22 protein-coding genes are annotated in these 21649 nt (G+C 34.6%); all 22 read right to left on the reverse strand.

Features of this window, described 5'->3' with window-relative positions; translation table 11 throughout:
• Positions 1 to 20: 20 nt before the first annotated feature.
• The 22 genes from RUH74_RS08305 to RUH74_RS08410 all read right to left on the reverse strand — a co-directional run bounded on the left by RUH74_RS08305 (position 21) and on the right by RUH74_RS08410 (position 21643).
• Positions 21 to 335, reverse strand: a complete 315-nt coding sequence (locus RUH74_RS08305; RefSeq protein ID WP_313799821.1) for a DUF5658 family protein — start codon at positions 333 to 335, stop codon at positions 21 to 23.
• 119 nt (positions 336 to 454) lie between these two features.
• Positions 455 to 580 (reverse strand): anti-repressor SinI family protein, encoded by a 126-nt coding sequence (locus RUH74_RS08310; RefSeq protein WP_313799822.1) that lies wholly within the window; start codon positions 578 to 580, stop codon positions 455 to 457.
• Between the two features lie 100 nt (positions 581 to 680).
• Complete coding sequence (locus RUH74_RS08315) at positions 681 to 899, reverse strand: hypothetical protein (RefSeq protein WP_313799823.1); 219 nt, start codon at positions 897 to 899, stop codon at positions 681 to 683.
• 95 nt (positions 900 to 994) lie between these two features.
• Positions 995 to 1555 carry a TasA family protein gene (locus RUH74_RS08320; RefSeq protein ID WP_313799824.1) on the reverse strand — a complete coding sequence of 187 codons (561 nt, stop codon included), beginning with the start codon at positions 1553 to 1555 and terminating at the stop codon, positions 995 to 997.
• Between the two features lie 81 nt (positions 1556 to 1636).
• A complete protein-coding gene (locus RUH74_RS08325; protein ID WP_313799825.1) occupies positions 1637 to 2269 on the reverse strand; it encodes a TasA family protein in 633 nt (210 codons plus the stop codon).
• Between the two features lie 82 nt (positions 2270 to 2351).
• Positions 2352 to 2948 carry a signal peptidase I SipW gene (gene sipW, locus RUH74_RS08330; protein ID WP_396229950.1) on the reverse strand — a complete coding sequence of 199 codons (597 nt, stop codon included), beginning with the start codon at positions 2946 to 2948 and terminating at the stop codon, positions 2352 to 2354.
• 476 nt (positions 2949 to 3424) lie between these two features.
• Positions 3425 to 4342 carry a metallophosphoesterase gene (locus tag RUH74_RS08335; RefSeq protein ID WP_313799827.1) on the reverse strand — a complete coding sequence of 306 codons (918 nt, stop codon included), beginning with the start codon at positions 4340 to 4342 and terminating at the stop codon, positions 3425 to 3427.
• Positions 4343 to 4384: 42 nt separating this feature from the next.
• Positions 4385 to 5353: an ATP-grasp domain-containing protein gene (locus RUH74_RS08340; RefSeq protein WP_313799828.1), complete on the reverse strand. Its 969-nt coding sequence runs from the start codon at positions 5351 to 5353 to the stop codon at positions 4385 to 4387.
• A gap of 13 nt (positions 5354 to 5366) precedes the next feature.
• Positions 5367 to 6668, reverse strand: coding sequence for a type III PLP-dependent enzyme domain-containing protein (locus tag RUH74_RS08345; RefSeq protein WP_313799829.1), 1302 nt, complete (start codon positions 6666 to 6668; stop codon positions 5367 to 5369).
• 8 nt (positions 6669 to 6676) lie between these two features.
• Positions 6677 to 7609 (reverse strand): beta-1,6-N-acetylglucosaminyltransferase, encoded by a 933-nt coding sequence (locus tag RUH74_RS08350; protein ID WP_313799830.1) that lies wholly within the window; start codon positions 7607 to 7609, stop codon positions 6677 to 6679.
• Between the two features lie 74 nt (positions 7610 to 7683).
• A complete protein-coding gene (locus tag RUH74_RS08355) occupies positions 7684 to 9375 on the reverse strand; it encodes a M28 family peptidase (protein ID WP_313799831.1) in 1692 nt (563 codons plus the stop codon).
• Positions 9376 to 9413: 38 nt separating this feature from the next.
• Positions 9414 to 10700 (reverse strand): phosphotransferase family protein, encoded by a 1287-nt coding sequence (locus RUH74_RS08360; RefSeq protein ID WP_313799832.1) that lies wholly within the window; start codon positions 10698 to 10700, stop codon positions 9414 to 9416.
• A gap of 13 nt (positions 10701 to 10713) precedes the next feature.
• A complete protein-coding gene (locus RUH74_RS08365; RefSeq protein ID WP_313799833.1) occupies positions 10714 to 12204 on the reverse strand; it encodes a lipopolysaccharide biosynthesis protein in 1491 nt (496 codons plus the stop codon).
• Positions 12205 to 12208: 4 nt separating this feature from the next.
• Complete coding sequence (gene rfbB, locus RUH74_RS08370; RefSeq protein WP_313799834.1) at positions 12209 to 13252, reverse strand: dTDP-glucose 4,6-dehydratase; 1044 nt, start codon at positions 13250 to 13252, stop codon at positions 12209 to 12211.
• Between the two features lie 36 nt (positions 13253 to 13288).
• Positions 13289 to 14377, reverse strand: a complete 1089-nt coding sequence (locus RUH74_RS08375; RefSeq protein WP_313799835.1) for a DegT/DnrJ/EryC1/StrS family aminotransferase — start codon at positions 14375 to 14377, stop codon at positions 13289 to 13291.
• Positions 14343 to 15248 (reverse strand): glucose-1-phosphate thymidylyltransferase RfbA, encoded by a 906-nt coding sequence (rfbA, locus tag RUH74_RS08380; RefSeq protein WP_313799836.1) that lies wholly within the window; start codon positions 15246 to 15248, stop codon positions 14343 to 14345. Before rfbA ends, RUH74_RS08375 begins: the two co-directional genes overlap by 35 nt.
• 33 nt (positions 15249 to 15281) lie before the next feature.
• Positions 15282 to 15785, reverse strand: a complete 504-nt coding sequence (locus RUH74_RS08385) for a GNAT family N-acetyltransferase (protein WP_313799837.1) — start codon at positions 15783 to 15785, stop codon at positions 15282 to 15284.
• The gene (locus RUH74_RS08390) at positions 15751 to 16815 is read right to left on the reverse strand and encodes an ATP-grasp domain-containing protein (RefSeq protein WP_313799838.1); all 1065 of its coding nucleotides are present in this window, start codon (positions 16813 to 16815) and stop codon (positions 15751 to 15753) included. The genes RUH74_RS08385 and RUH74_RS08390 overlap by 35 nt, the downstream gene beginning before the upstream one ends.
• 9 nt (positions 16816 to 16824) lie before the next feature.
• A complete protein-coding gene (locus tag RUH74_RS08395) occupies positions 16825 to 17808 on the reverse strand; it encodes a glycosyltransferase (RefSeq protein WP_313799839.1) in 984 nt (327 codons plus the stop codon).
• The gene (locus RUH74_RS08400; protein ID WP_313799840.1) at positions 17792 to 19105 is read right to left on the reverse strand and encodes a glycosyltransferase family 4 protein; all 1314 of its coding nucleotides are present in this window, start codon (positions 19103 to 19105) and stop codon (positions 17792 to 17794) included. The genes RUH74_RS08395 and RUH74_RS08400 overlap by 17 nt, the downstream gene beginning before the upstream one ends.
• A 4-nt stretch (positions 19106 to 19109) precedes the next feature.
• Entirely contained in the window at positions 19110 to 20432 is a 1323-nt protein-coding gene (locus RUH74_RS08405) for an O-antigen ligase family protein (RefSeq protein WP_313799841.1), read from the reverse strand.
• A gap of 17 nt (positions 20433 to 20449) precedes the next feature.
• Entirely contained in the window at positions 20450 to 21643 is a 1194-nt protein-coding gene (locus RUH74_RS08410) for a glycosyltransferase family 4 protein (RefSeq protein WP_313799842.1), read from the reverse strand.
• Between the last annotated feature and the right edge of the window lie 6 nt (positions 21644 to 21649).

Genomic DNA, 21649 nt, shown 5'->3' on the forward strand with positions numbered 1-21649 from the left:
ATGATTATCGTGTTTTAAATTTAGTGAGAAATGAAATGAATAATTATCGGAATGCTCCAAACACCATGCCATATGATAACCATTGTATAGATCATTGAGGCTGCAATTGACAAAACCTTAACCATACGAATGGTTGGAAGCTTTTTCATCATGACCAGCCCGTAAAGAACACTTGAGAGAAACAACTTATATCCAATAAAGAGCAAAGGGCTTATCTCATATAAATCATTCATTAGCGGGTTGCTTTCTTCAATCGCAGAGATATGGAGACCCCAATAAGTAACGGCTCCGTCTAGTACATTTACTATTGCAAGATAAGTAAAAACAAATTTCAAATAGTCGGCCACCCCTTTACTTTGCTTTTCCCTTCCAAAATAAAAAGCATTCCCAAGAAAGGAGAAACTTTTCTTAGAAATACTTTTATGCCATACTGCTCATTCAATCCATTTTCCCATTACTTGCACATGCTATTTAAATAATTTATGATTTCTTTTTTCTCTATTCCTAAGTTCTTTGCTTCTATTATTAATTGTACCCATTCTCTATCTATTTCTGTAACCTTAGCCTTTGTCTCAGCCACTATTTTTCCCCCTAATAGGAATCATATACTAGATAATCTATTTTTATTATTATGTATCTATTTTTATGCTTCTTTTGTAGGAAAAATTTAAAATATGCGACTAGTGTTCATTCCTACTTTTCATATAAGCGTATCCTCTCCGATAGGTTTCAACCTTTTTCCGAATGGATGGTAGTTTTACATTTATTCTTTCCAATGTCATCGCATCAAAAAAAGGATAAGCGGTTAGGTCATGTCCACAAATTGGACATAGCCACTCACCTTTTTCACTGCTGCTATATGAAGGCCTGCTGCATCGATCGCAATTTTTTTGATACATAAAAGGATTCCTCCTATGTAAGGAATGTTTTGCCGAGGAATTTTTTTGATTCCGCAGAAACTATGAACCTCCCTTTTAATATTTTCTAAATCAATTTATTTATTGGTTCCATCCTGCTGTTTAGCTTCAAAAGACCATTTTAGCTTTAAAGAATCACCTTGGAATTTGTTTTGATCTTCATTATTTTCAACAAACTTAAATTGAACAGTAAATTTGGCGTTTTTTGCTCCTGCAGGGAAATTTTCAAGGATTTGGATTGGATTATCCTTTATTTCAGCCAAAGTGTTTTGGAAAATAACTGTATCTTTACCAGATGCATTGTACAAATATTCGACCATAATATGTTCCCCAAAATCTTCTCCAGCATTGTCACCATTCACATCAGCTACTTCATAAGTTGTGTTTAGCACTATTTCTTTCATATCAAGTGATCCATTATTTGAAAGCTGGAAATACCTAAAGAAACCGTCTCCTGGCTTAATGTTGTCAATACTGATAATTGCTTCCTTATCAATCCCTAAATCCAGTGTTCCTGCAGCAAATATATTATTCGTTGTTTCAGCATCGCTAAAGTATGCAAATGTTCCTCCGCCAACTAATGATATTCCTAGTGCTGCAGACGCAATTCCAAGACCGATTTTCTTTTTAATACTCATTATTAAAATCCTCCTCTTTGCCTCTCGATATGATTCTTAATAAAAGGCAGGAACGAATTCCCGCCTTTGACTATTAGAATATTATTTTGATTCTCCCTCTGTTTGGTGAGCTACGAATGTCCATGTAAGTTCTAAACCATCACCTTGGAATTCGTTTTGATCTTCTCCATTGTCAACGAATTCAAATGCAACATACATATTATCAGCAGTACCAGCTTTTAAACCGCTTTCCTCTCCCCCTAATCCTAAGAGCTCCGTCCAGAAGCTATTTAAATTTTCTACAGCATCAGGTGTCATTTGTTGCAGGTCATATAAAGTTGTCTCTGAAATGACATCGTTGTAGTCCCCGATCACCCAGCCATCACCTGTTTTGTCTGCATTTTCAAGGAAAAGGACTTTAATATGTTTACCAAAGTCATCCGAATTGTCCCCCTTTGCATCGCTAACCGTATATGCAGTGGATAAATCAATTTTAGCAATGTCTAGAGTCCCATTGTTTTCTAGAATAAATTCTCTGACCATCGTATCACCAGGCTTGATATTGTCTACCTTAATAATCTCAGTTGGATTAGCTGCTAAATCCAGTGTACCAGCAGCAAAAGTGTTATTTGTTACTTCTGTGTCACTAAAGTAAGCAAATGTTCCCCCGCCAACTAATGAAATACCTAGTGCTGCTGATGCAATTCCCAAACCTAATTTTTTCTTAATGCTCATTTTCAATTTCCTCCTCTTACCCTTTGGGTATGTATAATTTTTTGTATATTGACCCTTGTTATGTACAAGGAGTGCAACCGAATTAAGCTGGCTTTTCTTCTGTATCGATGTCGTTTTTTTTCTTTTTAGGCTCAAGTTCTTTAAGACCTTGGTAAATGCAATATGCTGCATAAGCTATGAGCAGTAAACCTGGAACAATCAGCAGAATGGCACTTCCCTCTTTAGACTGAGCAAAATCAATGAAATACCCTGCATAAGGAATCGTAAAGCCAGAGTAGATTGCCTGAACATTTTCAGAAAGGACTGGCTCCAAATCAGCTGCATCATTGTTATCCCCTTTTGTTTCAAACATCACATGTTCTCCGCTCGTTTTGATTCCGATGACTCTATGGGTAATGAGCCTTTCTTCACTATCCACATAAGTAATCACATCTCCTTCTTTGAGGTTTTTCTTTTCTTCCCCCTCAAGTGGTGTAACTGCTATAATAGACCCTGTTAAAAAGGTTGGTTCCATAGAACCAGATAATACTGTTTTAAGCTGATAACCAAATGCCTGGGGTTCTCCTCCTGATGCTTTTGAAGAGATGACTAAAACGGCCATTACAATTAAATTGATGAATAAAATAGTAGTAATGATAGTACTTAAGATTTTTCTCCCTTTTCCCCATATCAATTTCATCATGTCCACCTTCCTTTGATACTATTTTTTCGAACAATGTGTTTCTATCAGAACCACACTTTTGTTCTTTTCTACCAACACTATCGTTCTTTTTAAAGAATCCCATGAGTTGAGTATAGTTCAAATGTAATATTTTGAAAAAGTTTAAATTCTGTCATTTTTGCGTTATAAAGAACACTTCTCATTGATTTCCTTGCGTTTTCTTACATTATCTTACATTCTTGTATTTTTTATCGAACTATTTGTTCTTTATAATGAAATTATCTTTTAGGAGGAAGTGATTCGATGAAGATGATTAAATGCTAGTTTCTATTTACTAATATGCATTCGCTATCTGATCTTGGAGGGCAAAATTCTATTATTCAATTAAAAATATTGACTGGAAGCTAATTTTTACTCATTGTGAATCCAAATAAAGACCAGTCTAAAACTTTATATTAGTAAAGAATAGACTGGCCTTTGTGCATACTGCAAGATTATTCTCCATTAGATTTCTTAAATGTAAGCAAGTTAATCTCTGGGGGATTTAAAAAGCGAAATTTCATAAAAGGAATCGCATCGCTACTGCCTAAGCCTGTACTCACATACTGTTTCGTTTTCTTATATTCCCATAATCCCTTTACTCGATCAGAGGGCGGAAACAGCCCACCCCATAAATAGGATTCTTCTGGAACAAAAAGCGCACCTATAAAAGGCAGTCGAATTTGGCCACCATGATAGTGGCCGGCAATAATTAAATCATAATTTCTAAATTGATAATAATCATCCATCTTAATAGTATCGATTTTTTCATCTATTACAGGGTAATGACTGAGAGCAACTAAAATATCAGCATCTTTCATTCCGCTTAATCGTTTTATTTCATTTTGATATTTCATTATCGACTTTTCGAAATTGACAAAATAAACAGTTGAATCTGCTATTTTAGTTGTGTAAACCGACTCTAGCCATTTTACTTCTCTTTGTTCCATCCCTTTAATAAAATCATTCTTTACATGATCTATCGGATCAATTTGCGGATCTGTGTTCCCAGGAACAAATAATGCAATCTCCTTATTTTCAATTCCCTCTATTAATGTGTAAAATGGCTTATAATTTGTACTGCTCGCAGCATCAAGCATATCCCCTGTAAAAACAATTGCATCATATTCAATAGATCTAATCGCTTCCAATAGTTTAATTTGATTTTTACCAAATTCTCTTTCATGCAAATCTGTAATTTGAAGGATAGCAAAGCCATCCAGCTCTTCTGGAAGATGATCAATTACTATTTCTTGTTCTTCAATTATTATGCGATGATTGTCCCAGACGGTATAGCCAATTACACTTACACAAATGCAAAAACCAAATAATAAACCCTTCCATTTTATTCTTTTACTAATGGACGTAATCATTATTGCTCCTTTTAGATCCAAAATGAACTAGTTTAGCTATTACTATAAAATTGCAAAGTGATCATATCTAACCATTATTTCTCCCTCTTCGTATTCGCCTAAATATTCTTTCACTGGAATATTTGGAATCCCCTTTAAATTGTTTATAATATTTTCTATAAAATTATTTCCCATTTCATAGGCATAAGGGTATCCCCCGCCAAATCTTGGATTGATTTCAGAAATCTTATATCCATCCGCAGTTTTAAAGAAATCGATATCCACTGGACCAATAGGCTTTAGCGACTCGATTAACTTTTTAGTGATTTGATTTAAAGCAGCGTCTCTTACTACTATGGATTTGTCAGTCTCTCCCCCCCGCATATTAAACTTCCGTTTACTAAACTGACTCGTATTATTATGTGTGAGTAAATCGATGTAGCACTCCACACAATATTCATTAGTATCCATAAAAGGTTGCACAATATATCCAGGATGTGTTTCCCAAAATGCTTTAAGGTCGTTTATATTTGTTATTTTCTGTACACCTATACTTGCACTCCCCTTTTGTGGCTTGACGACCAAAGGAAATTTAAGCCTTCCTTCATTTAATTCTTGAAAAACAAGCTCTAAATCAATATAGGTTGGAACGGATGGCAATTCATTATCCTGTAAAAATTGGTATGTTAAATATTTATCATAGCAAATATCGATTACTTTCTTATCCGATACTATAACCTGAACTCCGTCCCTTTCGAACTCATTTTTGTAGCTGGTTAATAAGGTGAGTTCTGGATCAATCAGTGTTAGAATTCCATTGATATCATACTTCTTACATAGATGCTTGATTACAGAAATATATTCCGAATGATCAATCCTTGGAACAACCTCAAATAGGTCAGCATGATACAAGGCAGGGGCAGTTGGATCACAGTCAACTGCTATAACCTTCCCGTTTATTTTATTCAATTCTTTTTTAAAGTAATTCATTAGCTGTACGCGCCTTCCTACACTGCAAATTAGAATATTCATAAACCCATTTCCCCTAACTAAAAATGTATAATTCTTCATTAAAAAATTGTTTAATCGTTTCCTTTTTTCTTACAACAAATAGTTCATTCTTATCTTTAGCAATAATAGCTGGTCTTTCTTTAATAAATGGAGGATTAAAAACAATTGTGTATGCCCCTACATTTTCAAAGATGATAAAATCATTTATTTCTGGCATTTCTTCTTCCAATTCGCGAGCTAAATAATCCTTTTCCAAACACGTATACCCAACAATATGAAATTTTTTGGCAGTTTTCGTATCATCATTGTTCTTTCTAATAATTTTCATGGGGAGGTTTTTACTATGCATGGTCGGTTTAATATTATGTATGCTCCCATCTACCAATACAAAGTTAATATCCCTAATCATTTTTGTACCAATAACTTTTGCCACAAAATTAAACGCATTAGCTACCATGGCAATTCCAGGCTCTAGAATTAACGCTGGTTGCTCTTTTTCATTAGGAAATTCCTGATTCATAATGGAACATACGGCTTCCGCATAATCATCGAACGTCGGGGCATGATCAATAAGAGACTTTGGCACTTCACCAAAAATTCCCCCGCCAATGTCAATATACTCTAAATGATCGAATAAATATGACTTTGCTATTTTACATAGACTTTTAGTAATTTTTGAATAAGTTGATACTCTTCTCCTGCTAGTAGAAAAATGACCATGTAAGCCTACAACCCTCAAATTATTAATATTCTTCAATTCATTCATTACATCATTCATGCTGCCATTTTCCGTACATATTCCAAATCTGCATACCTCATGTCCCTCTATAAGTGGGCTAACACCATCTTCAAAAATATCAAAGTTTAGTCTTAAACCTATCTTGACTTGTTTTTGTTGATTTCTCCTACAATATTCCTTTACAAAATCAATCTCATAAATAGAATCAATATTTACTTTGCTATTATTATTCAATGCATTAAAAATATCATCTTTCGTCTTTAATGGCCCATTAAAGATAATTTTGCTAGGATCAACGCCAATCTTTATAGCTAAATCATACTCCAACCTCGAAACTACCTCTGAATATGCACCTAATTTTGCTAGTTCTTTACATAGATATGGCACATAATTTGTCTTATAGGAGTACCCAATAATAAAATTGCTATATCTACTTTTAAATGCTTGGTCTATTTTTTTATAATTCTCTCTTAATTTTTCTAGATTTAATAAATAAAAGGAGGAGCCGAACTCCTCCTCTAATTGTGTGATATTTTTATGTGTGTTTTCTTCATATTCTGAATAAGAATCTTTTGATTTAGCTATGCTCTTCATCATTTTCCTCCTTAATCTGCCAATACAATCATTTTCTCCTCTTCTGATTTCTCCAAATGATACTTTCCAGCAAAGTACTCAACAACCGTTTGATCAATTGTTTCATCAAACTTTCTGGCAAAATACTGACTAGAGCCTTCAATCACAGGAATATCTTTACTAGTCAAATATTGTGGGGAGTTTCTCTCACTTAATGTTTCTCCCCATTTTAAATATAGAAGATTGTTGTTCACAACATCATTTTTGTATGGTGAGTTCATGATCAACGTATGGAAAAAACTTTCGTCTGGAATTAACGTATTTTCAAAAAATTTGTAATACCACTCATTCTCTTCTAAAAACTTACTAATATATTTAGCTGTATTAAAAGGAATCGAAAACCACTGCGAGCCTTTATAAAATGAATATTCTTTTGGCCAATAATGATCATTAGGTGATATATTGATTCCTTTTCTAAACAACTCTTGAACAATTCTCCTATAAATCCGTACAGGATGAGCTGTTGTGTAACGTTTGCGCGTAATTTTTGGCCAATCCAGCTTAACAAGCGCTAATTCATTTTTCATTGATCTTATATTAATAAATACTTTCCCATTATTCTCCATTAAAAAATCTTTAAAGCCCTTTTTAACAAGTAAATCTTGCCCACTTCTTAAACAAACATAATCATACGTTTTCTTTGAGTCCATAACTGCTTTTAACAGTAAAAGGGTGGTATCTACTTGACTTATATCTCCCCATTCACAATTTATACTTTGCTCTAAAACGATCACATTGGGACTATTAATAATTCTACCGTTGAATTTTTCAACGTTTTTTTTATCAATATGAATATATACATCCGCTTGATTTTCTATAATGAGCTGACGAATAAACTTATTGACTTGATCTGGATTATTATGAACTTGTAAAATATATGCTGTGCGTTGATGAATCGGATTCATCTTTATCTCCCCTCCTAAATAGAGAGTTTTCGTTATTAAAAGCAAAAAAAAAGCATTATTTTAGTAACTTATACCTACATATATTTTTCTACCCTCTCCCTATACTCCGATGGAATAAAGAATAGGTTTAATGTACTTAATACTGGAATTAGGAATACAGCAAGTAATGAAGTGATGCCTAGTAAGACACCCATAGCATCTAAAGTGAAGAGTAGATAGACTAGGTATAAAACTGGCACAGTAATTAAGATTCCAGGTATAGCAAATCCTATTGATAGTACATATCCTTTAACAAGGGATTTATTTTTTAATCTAATAAATAGGTTGTAACCAATTGTTCCAAAGATAAGTGGCCATACGAAAATATAGCTTGAACCCTTAAAATATATGCTAGTTACGATTACTAATAAGAGCCAAATAAAATACCCACCCATTGTTAGGTTATATACAGAAATTTTTTTAGAAATTTTTTGATAAATCAGTGAGAGGATACAAATAAGTGTAAGAATAAAAACGACAAAAACAGGATTACTTACTCTTAGCTCTCCTTCAATTGTCGCTATGCTGCCAACAAATACTTTAGAAATAAGCCACCAAACTCCGTAAGCAGATAAAAATACAATGATTCCTTTAATAAGGACAAATAAAAAGCCGAGCGCTGTCTTTGAAAATTTTAGTTTCCCTAACTTATAGCCATGAATAAAGGTTAAAATGTATAAAAGGATGGAGAATATCATTATTGGCAAAACCATTTGTTCAGAATAAGTGATAAGCTTTTTTCCTATTATATTGAAAAAAATACGGTCCCCATCTTTTTTTGACACTAGTTCTAAGTTTCCAAAATGTTGAACTAGATGAATCATATAATCTCCATGATGCTGCAAACTCCCGATATTTAAATTTTCAATGGAGTCATTAGGCGTATGGTAATTAATTACATCACCAAAAAATGCAAAGTTCAATCCATACATCCCCCAGTACTTAAAAACGGATAAATCGGTGTCTCGCGGAACCAATTTATAAAGGTCATTCAGAGAAGAATGTGCAACAGGGTTTGGGACAGCTTTGGCAAATTCAGCTATCAAACGATCATTCCCTGCATTCGTTTCAAACAATACAGACGGTCCTGAGCTTCCACGCGCCTCAAAGTTAAACACCAGTCCTACATCCTTTGCCCATGGATGCTTTGATACAAATGTTTGAGCTCCATACAATCCATTCTCTTCTCCATCTGTCAAAAGTAAAATCAGATCATTCTTTAAAGCTGGACCTTGTGCTAAGATTCGTGCCGTTTCTACTATTCCGGCAACGGCTGATCCAGCATCCCCTGCTCCCGGACTCCCTTCTTCAGAGTCATAATGAGAAACAAGCATAATTGTCCCTGAGCTATTCTCACCTGGAATTTTCACCAAAATATTTTCCAATTTACCCTCATAATTTATTCCCATTTCTTCTTTTAGATTATCAACCTTTTGAATTGTAGGAGATAGTCCGAGTTCTGAGAAAGTCGTTATCAGATAATTTTTAACTCTATCATGCTCTTTGGAACCAAGTGGATGAGGTTGAACTGCAAAATCCTTTAAATAATTTAGTGCCCTTTCGGCAGAAAATAGGTCTAAATTTGCACTTTTAGATATTACCTCAGGTGTACGAAATTGAAGTAAACTAATCCAAATGGTAAGTACGAGTATTAAAAGTAACAAGGTGATAGCCAGGGATTTCCGCATAATAGACACTTGTCTCATATTTTGATTTGACTCTATCACCGTTTCAACTCCTCATTTTTCATTTTAGAGATCATTTATTAGCCTATTAATAAATGGGCATACTCTACAATATTTTGAGCCATCCCTTCCATGCATTCTAAAGCAGGTTCATGATAATTTTTATATTGACCTTCAAATTCCTCACGTGAAAAAACAATAAACCATGTAACAATGAGTGTATAAATAAAAAACACTTTTTCAATTAAATCAAAATGGTCACTTTCCTCTCGATTTAATAAAAAATCATCTTTGATCACAGGAAACGGCTCCTTTAATTGCCCTAAAAACCCTGCAATATCTACCCATCTTGGTCCGATCCTCATGTTTCCCCAATCAATAACGTATAGTTTTCTAGATTTATCCAAGATCATGTTATGTTGTTGAAAATCACCATGCTGAAGGGAATAGTGAACCAGTGGCTTTATATTTTTGTACAATTTTTTTTGTAAAATCACATTCTCTAAACGCTTAATGTAACGAAACGAAGCGGAAGAGTATTTTAATTTTTCCATTCTTTTATATATCAACTGAAATAATTGTTCGTTCGTCGATTGAAGATGGATCGAGCTAAATGAATGAAGAGCATTTATTGGATGTCTTGGATAAAGATCAAAAATCAGAATAAAATCCTCATTAAAATGAGGATTTGGAATTCGTTCTATTAGTTTTTCATACCTTATAGATGCGATAATCTTACTAGTTTTAATGACTTCTCGTATTGTTTCCTTGTTAAAAATCGGTAATTCTCCTTCAACTTTCTCCATAGTTAGGAAAGAAAGTTTTTTTTCAGGCCATTCAGTATAGTTAAGTAATCTAGGTGTGATTTCATTCATTTCTGGATAGGTGTTATATATTTCCAAATAAAAAAGCCTCTCTTTTTCGCCAATGGATAAAGTAGATATTTTCGTTAAATATTTCTTGTTTTTCTGCGTTAAAAAAACCGAATGTTCAATACATCCCAAATTTTGATCTCCTCCCAAATACATATACTTATGGGTGGCAGAAGGGTCCAAATGAAGAATGGGATTTAATTTGTTCATTACTTCATTTAATGAACTAATGCTATTAAAGCATTTTTCCATGGTAAGGGTAGCATCAACATCTCTCCCTAACTCTTTAAGGCATCTGGCTATCCTCAGGTTATATTCAATTTTCTCCGGATGGACAAATGCTAGCCTTTGACAATAAATTAAAGCCTTATCCCATTCCTTTTGAATGATGGATTTTTGGAAATCCCTATTATTTTTCCATTCTATTACCTTTTTAATGAAAGCCATTATTCCTTTTTCTTTCATGATCCTTAATGACTTGATTATTAAACGCATTTACACTTTCCCCTTACTGCGCTAGTTTAGTTCCCTTTTTACCTAAAAGCTTTTTTACTATCGGACTAATAATATCCGAGAATTCACGTAATTCTTTAACCTTAGCAATTGTGCACATTGCCCAGTATAATACCAACCCGACAAGCACCTGGGGAATCAACTTCACTAATGTATTTCCGGGTAACATCATTCCACTTAGATAGACTACTAGGCCCATTATGATCGAGGCTGCGTAAAAAAATGAAACATCCTTTAATTGTTCTCTTGAAGAATAGCCAATTTCTTTCCCAGAAAAAAAGCCATTAATTAGAAAAGAAACATAAGAATCAAGTATAGCCGCTCCTAGTAACCCTAAGACACCTGTATCCAGCCAAATAGCAATAAAAATATAAATTGTTAGCATAATCTTTTTGAGAATACTTAAATATAAATATAAATTTGCTTTCCCTTTTACCTGTAGAATATTAAGGTTAATTGCATGAAGCGGGTACATCATTCCTGCAATACACAGTAATTGAAAGTAGATCGCCATAGGCATCCACTTTTCCCCAAACAACAAATATACTAACGGATTGGCAATTGCGGCTAAGCCTATCATTAATGGGAAGTGAATGAAGGTTGAAATGCGTATTATTTTCTTAAAACCGTATTTTAATTTTTCCTCATCATTTTGAATGCTGCTAAGTACAGGATATGTTACACTTTGTAATGCGGATGTGATCGAACTTGATGCTACTTCATTTAGTTTCTGAGCATTGGAATAATAACCAAGCCGTGTGGCTGAATACATTCTGCCGATTATAATATTGAAAATATTAGAGTAAAACGTAGACAGTAACCCAGCCAGCATAAGCTTAGATCCGAATCCAAATAATTTCTTAAAAGACTCATATTTAAATAAGAAGGAAGGAATCCACCTATTAAAATACCAAAAAAGCACCGATTGAAATAGTTGCATACATAGTATTTTAATAACAAGACTCCATACACCTAATCCACATAAAGCACATATCACTGCAACAACTCCTGATACAATGCCAGCAACAATATTAACGATTGTTTGTTTTCTAAAATCTAATTTTTTTATGATTTGTGCCCGCTGGATCATTCCAAAAGAATTGATGATAAGACCAATCGAAAGTATTCTTATAATAAGAGTCAATTCCCCAGTTCTAAAAAAATCACTTATAATTGGTGCAGCGCAAAATAATACACCATATAACGCGAGGGCCATAAATAGATTAAAGAAAAAAACAGTTGAATATTCAGCCTGAGTGGAATTTTGTTCTCTAACTAATGCTTGAACCATCCCGCTTTCAATAAGGGCATTTGAGATTGCGATTAAGACCAAAATCATACCAACTAATCCAAAATGTTCTGGCAGTAATAAACGTGCCAATATGATTTGGATTAAAAACTGAATTCCTTGATTAGCGACCAGATCACTAAAGCTCCAAAATAAACCTTTAATCGTTCTTTGCTTTAGAGAGGTTTCCTTTGTCATATTTTCAATCCTCATTATTTTTTACTACTGCATCATTATTTAGAAACCAACGTATTGTTTTCTCCATTCCCTGATCAAAATCAGACAGGATTTCAAATCCGACTTCCTTTTTTAATTTGCTATCATCAATTGCATAACGAAAATCATGGCCAGGCCGGTCCTTCACTAATTCAATCAATTGTTCATAGCAAGTAATTCCTTTTTCGTCCTTTCGGATTGGCATAAGTTTATTAAGTGATTCACAAATTTTACAAGCTATTTCGATGTTTGAATATTCATTATGCCCACCAATTAAATAGGTCTCCCCAGCTTTTCCTTTGAAAAATACCTGCTCAATGGCTCGACAGTGATCCTCTACATATAACCAATCACGAATATTTTTCCCGTCACCGTAAATAGGAATAGATTCCAATGCAAGAGCCTTTCGAATGATGGTTGGGATGAGCTTTTCTTCATGCTGTCTTGGACCATAGTTATTGGAGCAGTTAGTAATCACCACATTCATTCCATAAGTAGAAAAATAGCTGCGAACGATCATATCTGATGATGCCTTGCTCGCGGAATATGGGCTAGTAGGTGCATACTGTGATTCTTCTGTAAAGAATCCTTCTATACCAAGAGATCCATAAACTTCATCAGTAGATACATGATGAAAGCGTGCATTTTTGAAGCGTTCTTTATAGGAACCTACCTGTTCCATCCAGTATCGCCTTGCCACATCCAGTACATTACTTGTACCAAGAACATTCGTTTCAATGAAGGCCATTGGATTCTTTATAGAGTTGTCAACATGTGATTCAGCAGCAAGGTGGATGACACCCTCAATCTCATATTGGTCAAACAGAGTTTCTACAAGACTTCGGTCACAAATATTTCCCTTCACAAAAATATGGCGGGGATCATCCATTATTGAATCTAGATAACGTAAATTTGCTGCATATGTTAAATGATCAAGATTTATAATCTGAATATCCTTATATTTTCCTAGCATGTAGATAACAAAATTGGAACCAATAAACCCAGCTCCTCCAGTAACAAGTAAATTCATGTTTCTCTCTCCATAAAGTTATTTTCATCCGCTTCCTTAGAATATACTTAACGTTTCTTTTTCTGTTATAAGTGCTGAAATACGAATAATATCTTCTTCCTTCACCCCATCATGAAGGGGTAAGCATAAAATTCTTTTTGAAATATCCTCGGAAATTGGACATGAATCATCCTTTGCTACATACGGCAGTTTGTTCAATGATGGATAGAAATATCTTCGAGTATCAATATTATTTTTTTTTAGTTTCCATTGGGTTGCAAGCAACTCTTCTTCTGAACGGAAGAGTACTGGATAATAAGAATAATTGTAATGGGTGTTCTCTGGGATTAGAATTCTGCCCAGTTTGCCATCTAGTAATTCATCATATTCTCTCGTTCGTTTTTTTCGATTTTCGATGATCACATCGATGTATTTTAAATTACATAACCCCATAGCAGCATGAAACTCAGAGTTTTTCCCGTTAATTCCAGCAGAATAATAATTTTCCCCCACAAAACCAAAACTTCTTAATTGGGTGATTTGCTCATCTAGATGCTGACCAGAATTATTGATTACCGCTCCACCTTCAATCGTATGGTACAGCTTTGTGGCATGAAAGCTTAGTGTCGAAAGATCACCATAGGATACTATCGATCGTCCTTTATATTGAACGCCAAAACTATGTGCCGCATCATAAATTACTTTTAGATGATACCGATTAGCTATTTCTTCTATTTTTTCAACATCACAAGGAATTCCATACACATGAGTGGCAAGAATGGCTTCTGTCTTTTCTGTAATTGCTACTTCAATTTGATTGGCATCAATACATAAAGTCTTTGGATCAATGTCTACAAAAATAGGTGTGCATTGTTCCCAAAGAATCGAGGTTGTCGTTGCCACAAAAGAAAACGGGGTCGTGATAATCTCATTCTTCAAACCTAGTGCTTTGATAGCTAATTGCAGAGCAATTGTACCATTACTAACATAATGAAGTGATGGTACTCGCAAATAATCTTCTAGCAACCTCTCCAATTGTTGAACAAAAACACCATTATTCGTTAGCCATTTCGATTCCCATAGTTTTGATAATAATTGATCATACTCATCTTTAGGAGGTAGAAAGGGGTGTGAGACTGGAATCATTCAAAAACCTCCCATGTACTAAATCATACAAATATGAACCATAGTCATTTTTATAATCAAGCGCTCGGTCCAAGACGTCATCCTTTGTGATCCAATTATTTCGAAAGCTTATCTCTTCTAAACAAGCAATTTTACACCCTTGTCTTTTTTCAATCATTTCTACAAACTGACTAGCACCAATAAAACTCTCAAAGGTCCCTGTATCAAGCCATGCAAATCCACGCCCTAACACACCAACCTTTAGCTGGTTTCTTTTTAAATACACTTGATTGATATCCGTAATTTCAAGTTCTCCGCGTGCTGATGGTTTAACCTGCTTAGCTATTTCTACAACTTGATTATCATAAAAATACAAACCCGTTACAGCATAATTTGACTTTGGATGTACTGGCTTTTCTTCCAGTGATAAAGCATTATATTCGTGATCCATTTCGACGACAGCAAAACGGTGCGGGTCCTTGACCTGATATCCAAATATGACTGCGCCATTCTTTATTTCACATGCAAGCTTCAAAATTGGGCTAAACCCATGTCCGTAAAAAATATTGTCTCCTAAAATAAGGCAAACAGCATCTTGAGCAATAAATTCCTCTCCAATAATAAAAGCATCCGCCAGACCGCGCGGATGCTCTTGTATCGCATATTCAAGGCTGATTCCCCATTTTGAACCGTCCCCTAATAAATCTTTAAAAAGCGGAAGATCCTTAGGACTTGATATAATAAGGATTTCTCTAATTCCCGCTAACATTAGTACAGACAAAGGATAATAGATCATCGGCTTATCATAAATAGGCAATAGCTGTTTTGAAACAGCTTGTGTAATTGGATAAAGTCTCGTTCCACTGCCACCTGCTAAAATAATCCCTTTCATAGTACACCTTCCTATGGAGATATCATTTGACTTTTATAGATCTCTCGAAACAATGTAGGAATTGTTAGTTGTCTCACTCTCTATACGAAAGTGATATCGAGTTAGAAATGCAAGCCACCTCGTATTCTTCTTATCAATTTCCGCCTTATAAACGTCCATACCAGCTTCCTTTGCAAACTGCAATGCGAACTTTACAAGGGAAGGAGCAATTGTTCCCCCGCGATATGACGGAACTATTCCAATTGTACTTGTATAGGCGATTTTCGATTGAAAGTTATTTGCATAAATGGACAAAATCCCAATGTCCTCAGTCCCATGTACCAAAACAAAATTGTAGGCATTCTCAATCAGCTTCTTATAGTATTGCCTAAGCTTCACCTCATCATCTGTCGGAATTACATATTCTGAGTTGATATTTTTCATAATAGCAGCAATTCTATCTATGTGAATTGCTTCCTTATCTAACAAAAGAAAATCAATTTTTTCTTTTTGAAACTGCTTTCTATATTTTTGAAAGCATTCCTCTACTTTGTTCATTCCTTTCTGCACCCCGTTCTATTTCCTTTGAAATCATATTTATATCCTTGTATCCTGCAATTCCAGCCTCAGCCTTTAATTCATTCCCCTCCACTGGGCTATTCGTTAACCATGCAATAATAGCCCTCGGCAAGTTCACCCCCGCGATATGACTAAAGGGATAACCACCACCAAAACGTGCGTTCATTTCTAAAATATATGATGTGCCTTTTTCACTCTTAATTATATCGACATCCAGATTACCAATATGTCCTACGATTCTACTCAAGTGTTCCCCCAAATGACGCAACTTTACATCATCAACTGTTACTGCTGCGTCCGTCTCTCCGGCTCGCATCGAAATTTTTCTTTTTACAATCGTATTTTCGTAGCACCCACTTAAATTATTAATAATATCTAGCCCGAATTCCTGTCCAACTACCTTTTCTTGAATCAAAACACTTTCTTCCATGTTTTGCTCAGATTCATAAGATAAATAAGTGCTAGAAAGGTTGTTTCTTACCTTTTTATAGAGAACCTTCAATTCTTCAATATTTGCAACCTCGTACACAAGCATTGACCCCATTCCCCATCTTGGTTTTACTATGAATGGGAAGGAAGTGCATTTCTTTTCCAGCGAGTCCAATGCCTCCTCTAAAGATAAAAAAGTAACAGGCATCTCATACCCATTACTTTTCAAATAATTATAGGTCATCCATTTATCATTACAAATTTCAATAATTTTTTCATTTGAAACAATTACTGTAACACCCATTCTCTCAAATTTTTCTTTGTTTTTTGCTAACAAACGTAGATCCACATCAAATAATGGGATGATCGCGTCTATCCTATACTCCATACAATAGTTTAGCAGAAACGGAATATACGATTCATCATAAATCAGTGGTGTGACGATGGTTTTATCAGCAAAAAAAATGGCAGTAGAATCGCTAGAACTATTTGCAACATGAATTTCACCATTTCCAATTACTTCTTTAAAATATCGAATAAGATAACCTCTTCTGCCTGCTGATGTAAAAAGAATGTTCATGTTCTCACCTTACCTTACTAGGGCTGTTCTAAAATTTTTTAGCAGTTTGTATACTTGTGGAAAATTACATCTAATGTATGTAGCCAACTTTACACTCGTATCTAGTTCCCTAAATATATTCACATATCTGTTTTCTCTAATTTCCTTCCATTCACCTTTTGCTAAAGAAATTTGAAACTCAAAAAATTTTTTTGCTTCGTCAATTTCTCTTTCAAACCGTAAATTCGAGTAATGATTAAAATTATCGAAAAGCTCTATAAAACCTTGGCAAAGTTTAATGTGCCTTTTTACCGTGTTGTGATCGTTCACCCAATTTGTAGTCGCTGAACCAGGTACGCCAAACCGATAGACAGACATAACTTCATCGATATAATAAGCATAACCATGACTCGCCGTAATTAGCTTGATCACATTATCCCCAACCACTGAGTGAAAACACCAGTCTGGAAGATTATAAAGCAAATGTTTAGGATACAAATAGGAAGCCGTTGGAATATATCCTAGCAGCGCTAATTCTCCTGCTGAATATTTTGCATTTTCTTTGCGGTAATATTTTTCATTGTTAGTCATCCAAGGAATTACCTTCCTAGTCGTCTTATCAGTAGATGAATCTAGAACTTCTCCATTGTGAAAACATAAGGTGCAGTCTGGGTGCTGCTCCATATAGTCAACCTGCTTCTGAAGTTTCAAGGAATCTAGCCAATAATCATCCCCCTCACATAAAGCAATATATTTCCCTTTAGAGTTTTGAAAAAGCCGAAAAAAATTCTGCGCAGCACCAACATTCTCATGAGATGTAATAAGTTTTACCTTGTTTGGAAACCGACGTACATATTTTTCTACAATTTCTCTCGTTTTGTCCGTACTGCAGTCTTCTCCAATCAAAATCTCAAAGTCGAAAGTAGTTTTCTGCATCAAGAATCCTTCTATTGCCTTGGCAATATATCCTTCATGATTAAAGGTAGCACAATTAATGCTAACCAATGGCTTCATAAGAATTCCCCTTTACTTCAAGTATTTCTGAAGATCCTTCTTGCCATATTGCTGTATATATTTCTACTAGCTTTTGAAGATTCTTTTCTCTATCATGAATCATTAGCGCTTTTCTTCTTGCCCTCTCAGATAGGGTTACCGCTTTTTCCTTACTCCCGAATATCTCACAAATATAGTAGGCCAGCATATACGGGGCATCTGCTTGATAAAGAAATCCTTCTTCTTTATTTGTCAGCAGGTCAGATACTCCACCAACATCGGATGCTACTGATGGAACACCAAGAATCATTGCTTCGCCTAAAGAGTTAGGACTATTCTCAATTGTTGATGGACATACAAAAACATGTGAATGAAGATATCGGTCACACATCTGTTGTTCATTTAATACCCCAGTAAAACTAACATGATTCTCCAATGCATACCTTTTAATTAAATCATTGATGTATTTCCCATAAAAAGATCTTCTTAATTTTTCCTTAACTGTTTTTGAATGACAAATATTTTCTCCACCAATGTAAAGCTTTGTTTCTGGAAACCGTTTTAAAATTAACCTCATTGCTTCTATCACAAAATGCAGCCCCTTAATTGGGTAAGAACCTTGACTTAAAAAAATGGAGTATTTTTCGCAAGAATCGATGCTCCAAGAGTTCTGATAGAATGAATCCCTTAAGCTCTCATTGCAATAATAGTATTTGGCCTCCTTATTTATAAAGGTTGTACACGCCCTATCCCATGTGGTACGCCCGATAATATGTGATACATTTTTTATCGCTTCAATCTCAAATTCCCCACGTTTCATAAATTTTTTCTGCTGCTGATAAATATTGTCTCTCTTAATAAAATCGCGAAAAGTGTACTTCTTAATACTGCTCATTGGTAAGCCTAATGTATAATGAGTGGCTATTACTGATACCAGCCCCTGAATAGAAATAATTGCCTCAACGCTCCTTTTTTTACAGATATTTACCATTGCAAGTGTATGTGCAAATTCAGTGCCAAAAATATGAACAATATCTGGAGAGGATTTATCCATTATCTTCTCTAGGTGATAATTATTTTCTAGCATTTCCCTGTTGTTCATTGGAACAGGAGGAAATGAATAATATTTAATATATTCGCCCTTCCATTCTATAACTTCACTATTTTTGTATGGAAAAGCGATCTCGAGTGACACATTTTTCATTTGACTAATTTGTGCCGCAGCATGAATAAGCCAGCCCCCATAGGGAACAGGAGGTTCTCCCATCAGAATGCTTGCCTCATACATAGGAATATTAATGACCCATAGTATTTTCATACGATTAATCCTTTCCTTGCTCTTTCTTTGAAAATGCATATGGAAGATAGGGTATTGCAGGAGCAATAACAAACATAACAAACCCCAATTGATAGATATATAAGACCGGGTTTATAAATCCAAATAAAATAAACAATAGTTGGGCAATTAGTAGAATACGATAATATGGATGTTTAGAAAAATGCTGCAGGTGCTTTCGGATATTTAGAAAAAACACAGTAAACAATGGAAATGACCCAAACAAACCATAATAGGCAAGTTGGTCTAACCAGCCTGAATGCCCCCCAACAAATGTATTAAATGGATTACTAAACGGACCATATATGCCGAAAAATGGATTATGCAAAAAGGCATGTATAGAGGATAGGTACAGCTGACCTCTTCCTACTGTCTGATCACCATAGTTCCCACTTACAAATCCTTGTGCAAGATCGAAAAGCTTCGATTGAATAACTCCATTTCCATCAAATAAATAAGCTGCATGTATGAATACTTGCCCAAATATTTCCTTTGGCACGATAAGCAGAAACAGGCTGGACAAAAAAATAGCTAGTATAAAGCTCCTTTTCCCTCTTATAAAAAGTACGAGCATAGATCCGATAAATAAAAACAACAAAGCCGTTGCATAAGAGGCTAAAACTAGCATTGCGGTAATCATACAAAAAATAAGCAAGCATAGAATTTTAAAGGAGCGCTGCCCCTTAGATTGTTTATTAAATATAAAATACAGTAATAATATGTTAATAAAGACGGCACTGTATACAAACCCGAAGCCGCCTATGCCTAATGAATAGTAAGCTGTTGGCAGTGAAGACATACCTGTTGCAAGCTCCCTTGCAGCAAAAGGGAATTGCTTTAATCCGAAATATGTTTGAATGGATGCGATGAAATAAAAAAGAAGCGTAATAAATACTACCCTTCCTAAAACAACTGGATTCTTTTTGTAATACATATAATAATGATTAATAATCATACCGGTGAAAAATAATAGAAATGAAACCAATGCATTCTTTGGAGAGAGGCTTCCATATTCAAAATCCCCTGTAAAAATAAATGGAATAAGTGTGATTCCCCAAACGATTAGCATTACTATATCAATAGATAAATAATGAAAAACCCATTTGAAATCAGTTAAAAAGAACCAGCACACAAAAAGAACTAAGAATGGCAGAATTCCTAATTGATAATTTAAGTATGGCCAGGATATCCATATACACATAAAAATAACTGCCCATTGATGTACAAGAAAATGTACTTTCCCATTACTATTAGAAGGATTCATCAACCTTAATCTGTTGGAATCACCTTGATCTTTTCTATTTTTCATAGAATTAGCACCATTTATCATAATATTTTTGATAATTTACTTGCCTGTAATATATTATTTTTATTCTTCATTACAAATGCTTTTGCTTTAGCTCCCTGTGCATGTAATTCCTTTTTATCTAGTGATAACGTTTTTTCAAAAGTTTCCCGAAATCCTGTCTCAGATTCATCTTCTATTAAATAGACATATTCATTATATTCCATTGGCATTCCTGGAAGTCTAGTTGTAATCACCGGCGTTCCTGAAACCATATATTCCATATTTTTCGATGGAAAAGAATATTTTGTAAACTCCTCTTCAGTTGCTCTAGGATTCACCAAAAGGGTCGCTCTCCGTTCTTCCATAACTACATCCGCGTTTGGTACTACTCCAAAATAGCGTATTCTATTATCTAATTTTTCATATCTTCTTATCTCATCGACAAGCTCTCCTGAACCAAACAACCATAATTGTGCATCCTTATGGTTTGTTTTCATAAAAGCTTCTAAAAGCTTCTTGACTCCATATACTTCAAAGAGTGCTCCTGCATAAAGGATAACTTTCTCTCCATGCTTATGATCAAGATCATTATCAATGTCAATCATCCTCGAATCAACCATTCCTTCAATAACAACATAAGGCTTGTTCATTGGGTTAACTATCTCATTCATCTGTTCTGTTAAGATTAAATACCGATCGTATTTCTTGATCAAATAATTACATACTTTGGCATACAAATGTAAGATATGAGATTTGACCCCTTTTTGTTGAGAGTATTGAATCATATAGCCTGGCAGATCTGTGACGATTGCCACGCTTTTGTACCTAAATAATTTTGCAACGATTAATGCTGAAACAGAACTTGAAATATTTAAAACATCACAAATAAGTACTTTATTCTTCCTCTTCAAACTCCACACTAGACAGGTAAGAAATCCGAAAACAAAAATTAGAAGATGTTTTATTATCGGTAATCGGGTGAATGGGAGATATGTATAATGAACATTCTCCTCATTTTCTTTTTTAAATCCAATCCAAAACTTATCAATACTCCCAGCATTTATTGGCAACGAGGACATGACCGATACTTGATGACCTAACTGTTCTAATCCTTTCACCAAGAGGCTATGGAACTTTTGTGCCTGCTGTTGTGGCTTTACCTTGCATTCTTTAAATAAACTCGCAAATTTCTGTTCTGAACAAACTGATGATACATAAAAAATATTTTTCATCCTTAT

Origin of the sequence: Cytobacillus sp., assembly GCF_032154635.1 — a bacterium.
In the GTDB taxonomy this organism is placed as follows: Bacteria; Bacillota; Bacilli; order Bacillales; family Cytobacillaceae; genus Cytobacillus.

Coding starts and splice junctions, on each gene's coding strand:
- RUH74_RS08315 (WP_313799823.1), bottom strand. CDS start 899: ATGTATCAAAAAAATTGCGATCGATGCAGCAGGCCTTCATATAGCAGC.
- RUH74_RS08320 (WP_313799824.1), bottom strand. CDS start 1,555: ATGAGTATTAAAAAGAAAATCGGTCTTGGAATTGCGTCTGCAGCACTA.
- RUH74_RS08325 (WP_313799825.1), bottom strand. CDS start 2,269: ATGAGCATTAAGAAAAAATTAGGTTTGGGAATTGCATCAGCAGCACTA.
- sipW (WP_396229950.1), bottom strand. CDS start 2,948: ATGAAATTGATATGGGGAAAAGGGAGAAAAATCTTAAGTACTATCATT.
- RUH74_RS08335 (WP_313799827.1), bottom strand. CDS start 4,342: ATGATTACGTCCATTAGTAAAAGAATAAAATGGAAGGGTTTATTATTT.
- RUH74_RS08340 (WP_313799828.1), bottom strand. CDS start 5,353: ATGAATATTCTAATTTGCAGTGTAGGAAGGCGCGTACAGCTAATGAAT.
- RUH74_RS08345 (WP_313799829.1), bottom strand. CDS start 6,668: ATGATGAAGAGCATAGCTAAATCAAAAGATTCTTATTCAGAATATGAA.
- RUH74_RS08350 (WP_313799830.1), bottom strand. CDS start 7,609: ATGAATCCGATTCATCAACGCACAGCATATATTTTACAAGTTCATAAT.
- RUH74_RS08360 (WP_313799832.1), bottom strand. CDS start 10,700: ATGCGTTTAATAATCAAGTCATTAAGGATCATGAAAGAAAAAGGAATA.
- RUH74_RS08365 (WP_313799833.1), bottom strand. CDS start 12,204: ATGACAAAGGAAACCTCTCTAAAGCAAAGAACGATTAAAGGTTTATTT.
- rfbB (WP_313799834.1), bottom strand. CDS start 13,252: ATGAATTTACTTGTTACTGGAGGAGCTGGGTTTATTGGTTCCAATTTT.
- RUH74_RS08375 (WP_313799835.1), bottom strand. CDS start 14,377: ATGATTCCAGTCTCACACCCCTTTCTACCTCCTAAAGATGAGTATGAT.
- rfbA (WP_313799836.1), bottom strand. CDS start 15,248: ATGAAAGGGATTATTTTAGCAGGTGGCAGTGGAACGAGACTTTATCCA.
- RUH74_RS08385 (WP_313799837.1), bottom strand. CDS start 15,785: ATGAACAAAGTAGAGGAATGCTTTCAAAAATATAGAAAGCAGTTTCAA.
- RUH74_RS08390 (WP_313799838.1), bottom strand. CDS start 16,815: ATGAACATTCTTTTTACATCAGCAGGCAGAAGAGGTTATCTTATTCGA.
- RUH74_RS08395 (WP_313799839.1), bottom strand. CDS start 17,808: ATGAAGCCATTGGTTAGCATTAATTGTGCTACCTTTAATCATGAAGGA.
- RUH74_RS08400 (WP_313799840.1), bottom strand. CDS start 19,105: ATGAAAATACTATGGGTCATTAATATTCCTATGTATGAGGCAAGCATT.
- RUH74_RS08405 (WP_313799841.1), bottom strand. CDS start 20,432: ATGAAAAATAGAAAAGATCAAGGTGATTCCAACAGATTAAGGTTGATG.
- RUH74_RS08410 (WP_313799842.1), bottom strand. CDS start 21,643: ATGAAAAATATTTTTTATGTATCATCAGTTTGTTCAGAACAGAAATTT.